An 11,926-nucleotide genomic window follows, 5' to 3' on the forward strand; every position below is an offset into this window, starting at 1 on the left:
CAGGCTGAGCGGCGCCGCCAAGAGACAGAGACAAGGGATTTAGGGAAATGGCCAATCCGGCAGGGGGCGTGATACTCGCCCAGAACGCGCCAGGCGTCTCCGACGCTGTGGCGCAGAACGCGGCCGAAGGGGCGCGGATGGCGGCGGAAGTCGCCCGGCAGGCGGCGGAAGCGGCCGCCGCCTATGCCCAGGCGGCGCAGCAGAGCTATGCCGAACTCGCCGGCGCGACGGTGCACACGCTCTCGGGCGGGGCGATCGACCCGTTCGTGTTCCAGCTCGCCATCTTCGTGCTGGCGGTGTGCGTCGGCTACTATGTCGTGTGGTCGGTGACGCCGGCGCTGCACACGCCCCTGATGAGCGTGACCAACGCCATCTCCTCGGTGATCGTGGTCGGCGCGCTGCTGGCGGTGGGCGTCGACACGGTGGCCGAAGGCACCGGCTGGGCCCGCGGCTTCGGCTTTGTCGGCCTGATCCTGGCGGCGGTGAACATTTTCGGCGGGTTCCTGGTGACCAGCCGGATGCTCGCCATGTACTCGAAGAAGAAGTGAGCGCGCTGACATGAACGCCAATCTGGTCGCGCTGCTCTATCTCGTCTCGGGTGTCCTGTTCATTCTGGCGCTGCGCGGGCTCTCCAGCCCGGTGACGTCGCGGCAGGGCAATATTTTCGGCATGGTCGGCATGACCATCGCCATCGCCACCACGCTGGCCTCCTCGCCCCCGGCGGGGCTGGGCGGCTGGGCGCTTGTGCTCGGCGGCCTCGCCATTGGCGGCGGCGCCGGCGCCGTCATCGCCAAGAAGATCGCGATGACGCAGATGCCGCAGCTGGTGGCGGCGTTCCACTCGCTGGTCGGCCTTTCCGCCGTGATGGTGGCGGCGGCGGCGCTCTACGCCCCGGCGGCGTTCGGCATCGGCGATCCCGGCCATATCCATGCCCAGGCGCTGGTCGAGATGAGCCTCGGCGTCGCCATCGGCGCCATCACCTTCACCGGCTCGGTGATCGCCTTCGCCAAGCTCAATGGCAACATGTCGGGCAAGCCGATCATGCTGCCGGCCCGTCACCTGATCAATGCCGGCCTTGCCGCGCTGATCCTGGTGCTGATCGGCGTGCTGGTGGCGACCGAGAGCCACACCGTGTTCTGGCTGATCGTCATCGCCGCGCTGGTGCTCGGCGGGCTGATCATCATCCCGATCGGCGGCGCCGACATGCCGGTCGTGGTGTCGATGCTCAACTCCTATTCCGGCTGGGCGGCGGCGGGCATCGGCTTCACCCTGTCGAACACGGCGCTGATCATCACGGGCGCGCTGGTGGGCTCCTCGGGCGCGATCCTGAGCTACATCATGTGCAAGGCGATGAACCGGTCCTTCATCTCGGTGATCCTGGGCGGGTTCGGCGGCGACACGGCGGGCGGCCCGGCCGGCGCGGTGGAAACGCGCCCGGTCAAGCAGGGCTCGGCCGAGGACGCGGCCTTCATCATGAAGAACGCGTCCAAGGTCATCATCGTGCCGGGCTATGGCATGGCGGTGGCGCAGGCCCAGCACGCGCTGCGCGAGATGGGCGACCGGCTGAAGGAGGAAGGCGTCGAGGTGAAATACGCCATCCACCCCGTCGCCGGCCGCATGCCCGGGCACATGAACGTGCTGCTGGCGGAAGCCAACGTGCCCTATGACGAGGTGTTCGAGCTGGAGGACATCAACTCCGAGTTCGCGCAGGCCGATGTGGCCTTCGTCATCGGCGCCAATGACGTGACCAACCCGGCGGCGAAGACCGACCCGACCTCTGCGATCTACGGCATGCCGATCCTCGACGTGGAGAAGGCCAAGACCGTGCTGTTCATCAAGCGCGGCATGGCGGCCGGCTATGCCGGCGTGGAGAACGAGCTGTTCTTCCGCGACAACACGATGATGCTGTTCGCCGACGCCAAGAAGATGGTCGAGGACATTGTGAAGAACCTCAACCATTGACGCCTTTGCCGCGAAAGTTGCCAGACTTTCGCGATCGGCAATGGCGTGGGAATGAGTGGCGCGAGGGCGGATCGGCCTGATCGGCCTGATCGGTCTGATCGTCCTCCTGATCGAACCGGCGTGCCCCGTCGGAATCACACGCAAAGGCCCGCCAATTGGCGGGCCTTTTTCGTTTGTGCGGGCGGGGGAGGGCGGGCCCGATGCTGCGCTGCCGCAACGTATTTCATTGACGCCGTGTGTATTGCATACCAGACTTAGACCAAAGAAGAAGAAGCGTGACAGTTGAGGCTCCACCAGAGGGATACGCCATGCTTGTCGCCGATCTCATGAAGCTGAAAAGCGCCCGCGTGCCGACCATTCGCATGGCGGAAACCGTTGAAATGGCAGCGACATTACTCAACCGCGAGCGTATCGGCGCCGTGGTGGTCAAGGACGCCTGCGGCTCGGAGGGCGTCACCGTCGTCGGCATCTTTTCCGAGCGCGACGTGGTCCGCGCGGTCGCCGAACGCGGCGCCGCCGCCCTGCGCCTGACCGTCGGCGACCTGATGTCGCGCAACATGATCTCCTGCCGGATGGAGGACAGCGTCGACCATGTCCGCGCGCTGATGGAGGAGCACCATGTGCGCCATCTTCCCGTTCTGGAGGAGCACCAATTGGTCGGCGTGCTCAGCATCCGCGACGTCCTCTCGCATGACGTGCGGGCGGCGGCTGCCCCGGCCGTGGTCGGGCAGCCGGCGTTGCCGCCGGGCGGCGCAACGGCGCCTGCCGCCACCCTGCCGGCTTGACAAATGCCGGGCGGATCGCGGCGGGCGTCGCCAGAAAAGGCGTTAAAACAATAGGATAGAGGTTATGTGCTGATGCATGAAAAAGGGCGCCGTCGCCGGCGCCCTTTCGCACATCATCCCAAGCTCGTCCTCACAGCGCCGCCGACACGTCCTGCCGCATCGGCGCCGTCTCCATCTGGTGCACGCGGTCGATCACCGCCTTCTGCACCTTCTCGAACGCCCGGACCTCGATCTGCCGCACCCGCTCGCGCGACACGCCGAACTCTGCGGCAAGGTCTTCCAGCGTCATCGGGTCGTCGGACAGGCGGCGGGCCTCGAAGATGCGGCGCTCGCGCTCATTGAGCACCGACAGCGCCCCGGACAGTGCACTGCGGCGGTTATCCATCTCCTCATGCTCGACCAGCACCGATTCCTGGCTGTCGCTGTCATCGGCCAGCCAGTCCTGCCACTCGCCACCGCCCTCGACATCACCGCGCAGCGGGGAGTTGAGCGAGGCGTCACCGCCCAGGCGGCGGTTCATCTCGATCACTTCCTGCGCGGTCACGCCGAGCTTGGTCGCGATCTGCTGCACCTGGTCGGGGCGCAGGTCGCCTTCCTCCAGCGCCGAGATCTGACTCTTGGCCTTGCGCAGATTGAAGAACAGCTTCTTCTGCGCCGCCGTGGTGCCCATCTTTACCAAGCTCCACGAGCGCAGGATGTACTCCTGGATCGAGGCCTTGATCCACCACATGGCATAGGTGGCGAGGCGGAATCCCTTGTCGGGCTCGAAGCGCTTCACCGCCTGCATCAGCCCGACATTGCCCTCCGAAATGACCTCGGAGATCGGCAGCCCGTAGCCGCGATAGCCCATGGCGATCTTGGCCACGAGGCGCAAATGGCTGGTGACGAGACGGTGCGCAGCGTCGGGATCCTCGTGCTCGCGCCAGCGCTTGGCGAGCATGTATTCTTCCTGCGGCTCCAGCATGGGGAACCGGCGGATTTCCGCGAGGTAACGGCTCAGGCCACCTTCAGCGGACGGTAGGCTCATAGCGGAACGGGCCATGACTGCACCCTCCTTGTCTCACGGTCCCCATCAGCGGGCGACCGGCATGCGGCCGCTTTTCAGCCGGCCTCAACGTATAATAGCAGGAAGAAGCCGTTTTTGCGAAAGCGCAAGCCGCGGCACGGTCACGAAGCGTTGAGCCGCCGCCCCGTCAGCCGCCCGCCGCAAGCGCCTCCTGAAGGCGGGCCAGGTCCGGCGGCAGGGCGCTTTCGAACGCCATGAACTCGCCTGTCGCGGGATGCTCGAAGCCGAGCCGGGCGGCATGAAGCGCCTGCCGGCCGAGACCATCCAGCGCCTGGCGCGTGCTGTCGGGGAGACGGCTGGCGCGGGTGCGCTGCCCGACCCCATACACCGTGTCGCCCAGCAGCGGGTGGCCGATATGGGCCATGTGGACGCGGATCTGGTGGGTGCGGCCGGTCTCCAGCTGGCACTCGACCAGGGACGCGATCGGGCGGCCCAGCGTGTCGGCATAGGTGGCGAGGCGCTGCCAGTGGGTGATGGCGAAGCGCCCGCCGGTCCGCACCGCGATGCGCTCGCGCGCCACGGGATGGCGGGCGAGGGGGGCATCCACCGTGCCGCTCGGCAGATCCGGCGCGCCCCAGATGAAGGCGAGATAGGCGCGCTCCAGCGGGCCCGTGCGTCCGTGGTCGGCAAACTGGGCGGCGAGCCGCTTGTGGGCGCGATCGTTCTTCGCCACGACGATGAGGCCGGACGTGTCCTTGTCCAGCCGGTGGACGATACCGGGCCGCCGCACCCCGCCAATGCCGGACAGGCTGGTACCGCAATGGAACAGCAGCGCATTGACCAGCGTGCCGTCCGGGCTGCCCGGTGCCGGGTGCACCACCATGCCGGCGGGCTTGTCGACGACGATCAGATGGTCGTCCTCATAGACGATATCCAGCGCGATATCCTGCGGCGCCGGCTTGGCGTCCTCGGGCTCGGGCACCTCGACGCTGTAGCTTTCGCCGGCAACCGCCTTGGCCGAGCCGCCCGCAATCGGCTGGCCCGCGCGCTGGACCCGTCCCTCGGCGATCAGCGCCTGCAGGCGGGTGCGGCTGAACTCTGGCAAATGTCGCGCGAGAACGCGATCGAGCCGAAGCCCTTCATCCTCGGGCCCGACGGTGATATCGACGCGCGTCGCGACCACCTCCGGCGCGACGTCGTCCATCTCCTCGTTGAGTTCCGGTGCCGGCATGACTTCTCCTGATTCAGACGACAAGCTCGACCCTGCGGCCGAGCGCGTGCTGCGCCGGATGCGCCGCTTCGCCGCCTTCTCGGGGCTTATCATGCTTCTGGGCTTTCTCGCCGTCTTCGGTGCCATCGGATACAAGCTGATGAGCGGCAGGAAAAGCGCCCCGGCCGAGATCGCCGGCACGATCCAGCTGCCAAAGGGCGCGGAGGTGCGCGCGGCCGTGGTCTCGGGCGACCTCATCGCCGTGACCGTGGCGCGCGAGGGCCGGGTCGAGACGCATCTGTTCGACCTGGAAACCCGCGCGCCGCGCGGCGTGCTCGGCTTCGCCAGCGCGCCCTGAGCGCGGCCCACCGGGTTCTCGTGCACGGAGCCCGGTGGAAAACCCGACAACTGGCGGCCATGGCGCTTGATCACGGCGCCAATCCGCTCTATGAGACCGGCCTGCCTAGATGCGCCCATCGTCTAGCGGTCAGGACGTCGCCCTCTCACGGCGAAAACCGGGGTTCGATTCCCCGTGGGCGCGCCAGCAACCTCAAGGGTTTGCTGTGACCTAGGCGGAAGAATCCTATTTTCGTTGTCGAATTCGTTGCTGTCTATCTGCTGCGGTAGGGGGGCTGCTGATCTCTATTTGCGTTGTTGTGCAGCCTAATCCTGAGTTTGAGCGTCGCTCTGCGGATGCTGGGGCAGTCTACCTAGCCGTTGCCGAGTGCCTGCGGCTTGATTGTGATGTGCGTCGACATTCATACGGGCTTGGAGGCGCTCAGTTCGCTTTGCCTGGTTTTCGGAAGCGGACTCCAGTACCGACGCCGCTCTCCGCAATGAACTCTATGCCGGCAGCTTCCAAAGCCCGGCGTAAGGCTTCAATGGTAACGGCATTGGCCACAATGGGGCCGGAGAGCGGCTCTATTCGCTTGATGGTCGCGAGAGACACCTTTGACGCTTGAGCTAATGCCTTCTGATCCCATTTTAGCAGGGCTCGCGCCGCTCTGATTTGATCACTTGTAAGCGTCATAGATTAGGCCGCCGGCATCATATGATGCTAAAAGAATTGACACTGATCATTCTTGGGCTAGCCTCTGACGAGGCCGTCTTCGCTCGGAAGACGCCCAAAGCGGCTGTGCAGGGTGGTAGGACACCCCACACAGCCTGACCGTAACCCAAGCTGCTTGGAGCTCGGATCATGGCTGATTCTGAGATTAGCATGAGTCTGTCCCGGCCATCCCGGAGGGACGTTCTCTCTGCCGCCCTGATGACGATCGGTGGCGCTTCCTTCGACAGTCCGTCTGCGGCGGCGCCACACGATGACAGCGCAACGGATGCTGCTGTCCTCGCATGGAAGGCGTGGCGCGTGGCGCATCGGCGCACGCTCGCTTTGTGCCGTAAGCAGCAGTGTCTGGAATCCGAACTTGCGCGGGCGATCGGCTTTCCGCAGGTCGTTTTTGTTGCGCCCGAGTTGCGGTCTGCGGTCCGCATTAGCTCTCTGCGGCAGTTCGACGAGCTTGCGGCCGATGTGCCCTCGCTTTGCGCGCGGCGCACCGAAGTCGCGGAGGCGCTGCGCGCACATCAGCAGCGCTGGGACGACGCGGATCGCGCCATTGGCTACACCGCCGCTCGGAGGGAAGAGGCGGCGGCATCCGCCAATGAAGAGCGCGTAATCGCCAGGCTCTTTGCGGCAGACGTAACGTCTCTGCGCGGCCTCTCCGCGAAGCTCGATGTGCTGATTGCCGTCGGTGCGGACGGTGCGGAGGGGCGGCAGTTCCCATGGCCCGAGCTGCGGGGCCTGCGCCGGGACGTTGCCCGCTTGGCCGCCGTGGACCACTGAATGGCCGGTTGAAGTGCAACGCTTCCTGCTGGTTGATGAAGGCGTGCCGGAGAGACAAAGGCCCTCAAGATCGTCCGATATGCGGCTCACCCCGCGATCGAGCGTCCAAAGGGCTGTGCGCGATGGCGCCGGGCCCTTGCTGACGATATGTGCACCGTTCGCCTGAGCGAGCAAAACGTGTGCAGCCCGTTGGGCCAACAGCCTTCGTGCGCAGAATGCAACCTTCTGAACTTTCAGACCACGAGCGGAATCGGCTACTTGATGTAACGATAGCCTAGGCCCGCTGGACTTGGCGAAGACGGTGGCCTTGGAGAGGCCGCAGATGGACGGCTAGCATCCGCAGAAAATCCGTTAACAGCCGTCGATTTTAAGAAGCAGTTGGTTTGGCCGGGCTATAAGATCACCCAACTGAAGGGCTGGTATGAATCACATTTCTTTTATTGGAACCGAGCTGCCAAAGCCGAACGAGGGTTGGGACTTCACCGATTCGCAGCCCGACCCGTTGAGCGCGATCCATCCTTACCCTGCCAAGTTCATCTCCAACATACCCCGCAAACTCATCAAGGATTTCCCTCCACAGAAGGGTCTGGCGCTGCTTGACCCATTCTGCGGTAGCGGCACGTCGCTTTCCGAGGCGCAGGCGGCTGGCATCCCTTCTATCGGTGTGGATGTTAATCCGATCGCTGTCATGATCTCGCGCGTGAGGTTGTCCGAGATTCCGGCAGGGGTCCTGAGCGTAGCGGAGCAAGTCGAGCTGATCGCCCGGGCGGACCTGGAACCGCGTCTGCCGATGATCCCGCGGCTCAACCACTGGTTCAAGCCGCGGGTGCAGTTGGCGATTGCAAGCTTGACAGGCGCGATAGAGGAGAACTCGGTGGGAGGATGCAAAGAGCTGCTCCGACTAGCGCTATCCTCGATCATTGTGCGGGTATCTAATCAAGACAGCGACACCCGCTATGCCGCCGTCGACAAAGCTGTGGACGCCGAAGACGTGTACAGGCTGTTCGGTGCTGCCGTGAAAAGAACGGTAAAAGCCCTGGAGAGCCGGCCGGCGCGCCTTGCTGACGTCCAGGTGATCGAGGCTGACGTGCTAACCATCGATCGCCGGAATATCGAAAGGCCCATTGGGTTGGTCGTCACATCGCCGCCTTATCCCAACGCCTACGAATATTGGCTCTACCACAAGTATAGGATGTGGTGGCTCGGGCTTGATCCGCTGGCAGTGAAAGAACGTGAGATCGGCGCGAGAGCGCATTTCTTCAAGGGCCGCAAGAGCCACACTGCCCAGGATTTCGAGCGTCAAATGACGAGCGTACTCGGTATGCTCCGCGATGTTATGGTAACGGGCGGTCATGCCTGCTTCGTCGTGGGTCGATCACTTATCCGGGGCGAAACGGTGGACAACGCGAAGATCATCGCCGACGCGGGCGCCGCAACTGGTTTTTGCGAGGTGATGCGAGCTGAGCGGGTGATCGCGGCCTCCCGCAAATCGTTCAACCTTTCTCATGCAAACATCAAAACCGAGACGGTGCTGGTTATGAGGAAGGGGAATTGAGTCATCTGCAGTGGCATGACTACGGCTATTTCCCCTACGAGCGCGAACTCGCAAAGCGCGAAGTCCGGGCCTTGCTCGGGGTGGAGTATTGTGAAGCTTCTGACACGACAGTACGGCTGCCGTCTCCCATCGATGCGACCGCTGCCCGTCGTCTGACCTACTTCTCGAAGGTCATCGGCGCGGGTGGAGCTGCAGATACCACCCAGGCCCTTCTGGAGAGCGCGGTTCGCAGCGGCCGATCGCGACAGGCCACCCGCTACTCGGTGCATGGCCTGCACGAGTACAAAGGTAAATTTAACCCGCAGATTGCAAAGGCTATCCTGAACATCTTTGGCGTGGGGGCCGGCAGTCGGGTACTTGATCCCTTTTGCGGCAGTGGCACAACTCTGGTCGAATGTACCCAACTAGGCGCAGTCGGCGTCGGCACGGACATGAATCCGCTTGCCGTCCTTCTAGCCAATGCCAAACTGACCTGCTTGGCGACGCCAGTGTCCGTATTGCGTGAGGATTTCGACCGGCTATCGGCGCGCCTCGTGCGCCTCAGGAACCCAGGTCTTGCAAAGCCCGAGACGGAACGGGACGAATATCTTAGGTCGTGGTTCGAACATGGGCAGCTCGCCTGGATCGAGGCGGTCCGGCTTGCGATTGAGGTGGCCTGCCCCGACCGAAAAAACGTCTTTCTGGCAATTGCCAGCAACCTGCTGCGCGACTATTCCGACCAAGATCCAAACGACCTGAGGATTCGTCGCCGCAGCAGCCCGCTTCCCGACATCGGATTTCGCGAGGCCTTCGAGTCCGCCACGGCACGTTATCTCGACCGCATTGAGGCGGCGCAGCACGTGCTTGGAGTCGGCGATACAACATCCCGAGCAATAGTCTCGAACGCGCGATCGATCGACGGCAACGCTGCCGGGTATCCGTTCGATGCAGTAATAACTAGCCCTCCTTATGCGACAGCGCTGCCTTACATCGACACGCAGCGACTATCATTAGTATGGCTCAATCTATGTGCGCCGTCTGGCATAGGGCCGCTTGACGCCCGCTTGATTGGTAGCAGGGAGATGAAAACCAAAGAGCGTAGAGGCCTGACTGAGGAGCTGCATGCCAACGCGCTGGAGCTTCCAGTCGCACAGTTGCGTTTCTGCCATGAGCTTGAGGCGGCGGTGGGCTCAACCGATGGGTTTAGGCGCAAGGCGGTCCCTACGCTTATCTACCGGTACATGGCGCAAATGAGAGATACGTTCGCTTCGGTCCGTAAGGTGGTTCGCAATGATGCGCCCTACGCCCTTATCGTGGGCCATAACCATACAGTGCTGTCCGGCGTTCGGCGCGACGTTGACACGCCTTCTCATCTGGCAGCACTGGCCGAAAGCGTGGGATGGACGATTGAAGAAGCGATCCCGCTACAGACCTACCATCGCTTCGGACTGCATGCCGTGAACGCGGTTGGGGCCGAAACGCTGGTGATCCTGCGTAATCGCTGAGCTTCAGCCTTCGGTATCGTCAGGTCCGTAACCAAACCGATGACCAGGCCGCGTCGTAGTGAGGTAGGACTGATAGTCGTCATATTCGGGTTCGCCCTGGGTGATGATTCTCAGCCGAAAATCGTAGGCTTCGCTGTTGCCCAAACGTTCGATGATAACCAAGGATGTGACGCCAAAGCCAGCAGGAAGCACGCTTTGAAAAGTTGCCTTTGGACCTGGCCGGAGGCGGAACTCGGCAGCATGAGGCCTAGGGTCGTCGTCAGTCTTCAAACGAGCCTCCCGAAACCAGATCATCAGCTCGATTTCGACGCCCGCAGGTCGCGTGGTGGAAAACACGATTGCGCGGGCCGCCCATTCCTCCCGTGGCTTGGTGTGAATCACAGTCTTGAACTTGTCCGGCCAGCCCCAGAACTCCGGAAGCTGATCGCGTGCCATTATGCCTAAATCAGGCTCGAAGGTACCGACCTGCGCACCGAGAGCCTTGGCTACGTCATTGGCGGTCAAGGTACGGACGAAGAACGTACCGTCAGCCACAAACGCAGGAGCTGGCGCGGCCGTAAGGACGGTGGGTGAGGCGGCAGAAGTTGCAGCCTTCGGAGAAATCGGCTTGGAGGCGGCAGTGGGATCAACAAAGACCTTAGTGGGAGGTGGCAGTTTCGGCACGGCCAAAGGCGGCGGCGGTGCTTCTGGCTTCCCCCGACGCGCACTGCCCTTTGCTGCTCCTTCACCATCGCCACGGCCACGGCGGCGGAGTGATTTCTCGGTGCTGAGGTAACGCTCCTCAAGCAGTACTTGAATGCGCTCGTCGCTAACGATCGCCTCGGCGAAAGGGGAAGCGACAAGGTGATCGTACGCCTCGACAATCGACTGCCAGGCTTGCTTGTCCTTGTCCACCGCGGCCGGTGTGAGCGTGGCCCTTAGGCTAGCTTCAAAGTTGGCGAACAATCCGCCGCCAGTGAGGTTTGATGATCCGACCAGCACTCGCGCAGTATCGGGCGGATTGCCGACGCCATCGAAGCAATACACCTTCGGGTGGAACGTCTGTCTATGGTGCTTATGAAACAGGTGGACCGAGCCGCAATGGGCGCGCAAGTACGAAAGTGCTTCAGCGCTTGTTCCTGCGCCAGCCATACCAATGACGATGTGCACCTTAGTGCTATCGGCGCCTAGCATATCGAGAAAGTAAGCAACGCCTGCGATGCGTGCCCATGCAACAAGGACGGTGATCCGCCGCACCTCGCCTTGGCCGTGCAACTCGCGGAGGGCATTAATCGCAGATTTTTCAGGGCCTAGAATCAGTCTCATGGTGCGTGAGTGTGCCTGGTCAAACTTGAGGAGGCGATATGTTTGTTCTCTCTTCACCGCCGCCACCGTCCTGGAATCGGCGCCACGGCAGACCCGCATCCCAACACCGTCGATCTCCAGCTCGATCAAGCCGGCGTCTCGCGCGGCCTTCCGCTTCCGCGTCGATCTCGGGCGCTTCCCCCGACGGTTCGGGCTCCGGCGCCGCAATCACCGCAGGAACAAACAATGGCTCGCGCGCTGGCGTCACTTCCAATGGCAGGCGCGCGGCCCGACGCCAGGCGAACAGTTGCTACGGGGACAATGCATATCGCCGGGCCACCGCGCTCACGGTCTCGCCGGCATCGTAGCTTTCCGCCACAATCCGCGCCTTCTCCTCCGGCAACCACTCGCGCCGCCGGCCCGAACCCGTGAACACCTCGAACCGCCGCGCGGGCTCAGTGACGTTGCCCCTCCTGTCTAATCCAGATTGAAGTTCGTTCTGGCCCATTTAGAGGACCAGGACATGAGGCGCAGCCGCTTCACGGAAGAGCAGATCATCGGCATCCTGAAGGAGCACGAGGCTGGGGTGCCGGTCTCGGACCTGTGCCGGAAGCACGGGGTCAGTGACGCCAGCATCTACAAGTGGAAGGCCCGTTTCGGCGGGATGGATGTGTCGGAGGCCAAACGGCTGCGGGCGCTCGAGGATGAGAACGCCAAGCTGAAGCGCATGCTCGCCGACGCCATGTTGGACAACGTCGCGCTGAAGGATCTGCTGGGAAAGAAGTGGTGACGTCCGCTGC

General features: G+C 63.3%; 11 protein-coding genes, 1 tRNA gene and 1 pseudogene. 9 read left to right on the forward strand and 4 right to left on the reverse strand.

The window, feature by feature from the left end; genetic code table 11:
• The first annotated feature begins 47 nt into the window (after window positions 1-47).
• The 3 genes from BLO63_RS20755 to BLO63_RS20765 all read left to right on the forward strand — a co-directional run bounded on the left by BLO63_RS20755 (window position 48) and on the right by BLO63_RS20765 (window position 2,747).
• Window positions 48-548, forward strand: coding sequence for a proton-translocating transhydrogenase family protein (locus BLO63_RS20755; RefSeq protein ID WP_091444756.1), 501 nt, complete (start codon window positions 48-50; stop codon window positions 546-548).
• Window positions 549-558: 10 nt separating this feature from the next.
• Window positions 559-1,962 (forward strand): NAD(P)(+) transhydrogenase (Re/Si-specific) subunit beta, encoded by a 1,404-nt coding sequence (locus tag BLO63_RS20760; RefSeq protein ID WP_091444758.1) that lies wholly within the window; start codon window positions 559-561, stop codon window positions 1,960-1,962.
• Window positions 1,963-2,270: 308 nt separating this feature from the next.
• Window positions 2,271-2,747, forward strand: a complete 477-nt coding sequence (locus BLO63_RS20765) for a CBS domain-containing protein (RefSeq protein ID WP_091444761.1) — start codon at window positions 2,271-2,273, stop codon at window positions 2,745-2,747.
• 130 nt (window positions 2,748-2,877) lie between these two features.
• On the opposite strand, the gene rpoH is transcribed toward BLO63_RS20765, so the two are convergent.
• Window positions 2,878-3,789, reverse strand: coding sequence for an RNA polymerase sigma factor RpoH (gene rpoH / locus BLO63_RS20770; protein WP_091444764.1), 912 nt, complete (start codon window positions 3,787-3,789; stop codon window positions 2,878-2,880).
• Window positions 3,790-3,940: 151 nt separating this feature from the next.
• On the reverse strand, window positions 3,941-4,984 hold the full coding sequence (locus BLO63_RS20775) for an RluA family pseudouridine synthase (RefSeq protein ID WP_091444767.1): 1,044 nt from the start codon (window positions 4,982-4,984) through the stop codon (window positions 3,941-3,943).
• Here BLO63_RS20775 and BLO63_RS20780 point away from each other — a divergent pair.
• The 5 genes from BLO63_RS20780 (at window position 4,983) to BLO63_RS20805 (ending at window position 9,842) form a co-directional block, all read left to right on the forward strand.
• Window positions 4,983-5,321, forward strand: coding sequence for a DUF6476 family protein (locus BLO63_RS20780; protein ID WP_091444768.1), 339 nt, complete (start codon window positions 4,983-4,985; stop codon window positions 5,319-5,321). The two genes, BLO63_RS20775 and BLO63_RS20780, sit on opposite strands and share 2 nt — an antisense overlap.
• A gap of 111 nt (window positions 5,322-5,432) precedes the next feature.
• Window positions 5,433-5,507 (forward strand) — tRNA-Glu (locus tag BLO63_RS20785).
• 654 nt (window positions 5,508-6,161) lie between these two features.
• Entirely contained in the window at window positions 6,162-6,803 is a 642-nt protein-coding gene (locus tag BLO63_RS20795) for a hypothetical protein (protein WP_091444772.1), read from the forward strand.
• Window positions 6,804-7,224: 421 nt separating this feature from the next.
• Window positions 7,225-8,358: a class I SAM-dependent methyltransferase gene (locus tag BLO63_RS20800; RefSeq protein ID WP_091444775.1), complete on the forward strand. Its 1,134-nt coding sequence runs from the start codon at window positions 7,225-7,227 to the stop codon at window positions 8,356-8,358.
• Complete coding sequence (locus BLO63_RS20805) at window positions 8,355-9,842, forward strand: TRM11 family SAM-dependent methyltransferase (protein WP_091444777.1); 1,488 nt, start codon at window positions 8,355-8,357, stop codon at window positions 9,840-9,842. Before BLO63_RS20800 ends, BLO63_RS20805 begins: the two co-directional genes overlap by 4 nt.
• Window positions 9,843-9,845: 3 nt before the next feature.
• Here the strand turns inward: BLO63_RS20805 and BLO63_RS21410 are convergent, their stop codons facing one another.
• Together BLO63_RS21410 and BLO63_RS21540 are read right to left on the reverse strand one after the other, a co-directional pair.
• Complete coding sequence (locus tag BLO63_RS21410) at window positions 9,846-11,276, reverse strand: phospholipase D family protein (protein ID WP_244518009.1); 1,431 nt, start codon at window positions 11,274-11,276, stop codon at window positions 9,846-9,848.
• A 160-nt stretch (window positions 11,277-11,436) separates the two neighbouring features.
• On the reverse strand, window positions 11,437-11,634 hold the full coding sequence (locus tag BLO63_RS21540) for a transposase (RefSeq protein ID WP_425284355.1): 198 nt from the start codon (window positions 11,632-11,634) through the stop codon (window positions 11,437-11,439).
• 15 nt (window positions 11,635-11,649) lie between these two features.
• Here BLO63_RS21540 and BLO63_RS20815 point away from each other — a divergent pair.
• Window positions 11,650-11,910, forward strand: a pseudogene (locus BLO63_RS20815) (transposase); the annotation flags it as partial.
• Window positions 11,911-11,926: the final 16 nt, after the last annotated feature.

The sequence above is a fragment of the Ancylobacter rudongensis genome, assembly GCF_900100155.1.
GTDB lineage: Bacteria > Pseudomonadota > Alphaproteobacteria > Rhizobiales > Xanthobacteraceae > Ancylobacter > Ancylobacter rudongensis.

What these genes read in the sequence shown, in the direction of transcription:
- BLO63_RS20780 (WP_091444768.1), top strand. Translation starts at nt 4,983, where the DNA reads ATGACTTCTCCTGATTCAGACGACAAGCTCGACCCTGCGGCCGAGCGC.
- BLO63_RS20765 (WP_091444761.1), top strand. Translation starts at nt 2,271, where the DNA reads ATGCTTGTCGCCGATCTCATGAAGCTGAAAAGCGCCCGCGTGCCGACC.
- BLO63_RS20775 (WP_091444767.1), bottom strand. Translation starts at nt 4,984, where the DNA reads ATGCCGGCACCGGAACTCAACGAGGAGATGGACGACGTCGCGCCGGAG.
- BLO63_RS20760 (WP_091444758.1), top strand. Translation starts at nt 559, where the DNA reads ATGAACGCCAATCTGGTCGCGCTGCTCTATCTCGTCTCGGGTGTCCTG.
- BLO63_RS20795 (WP_091444772.1), top strand. Translation starts at nt 6,162, where the DNA reads ATGGCTGATTCTGAGATTAGCATGAGTCTGTCCCGGCCATCCCGGAGG.
- BLO63_RS20800 (WP_091444775.1), top strand. Translation starts at nt 7,225, where the DNA reads ATGAATCACATTTCTTTTATTGGAACCGAGCTGCCAAAGCCGAACGAG.
- BLO63_RS21540 (WP_425284355.1), bottom strand. Translation starts at nt 11,634, where the DNA reads ATGGGCCAGAACGAACTTCAATCTGGATTAGACAGGAGGGGCAACGTC.
- rpoH (WP_091444764.1), bottom strand. Translation starts at nt 3,789, where the DNA reads ATGGCCCGTTCCGCTATGAGCCTACCGTCCGCTGAAGGTGGCCTGAGC.
- BLO63_RS20755 (WP_091444756.1), top strand. Translation starts at nt 48, where the DNA reads ATGGCCAATCCGGCAGGGGGCGTGATACTCGCCCAGAACGCGCCAGGC.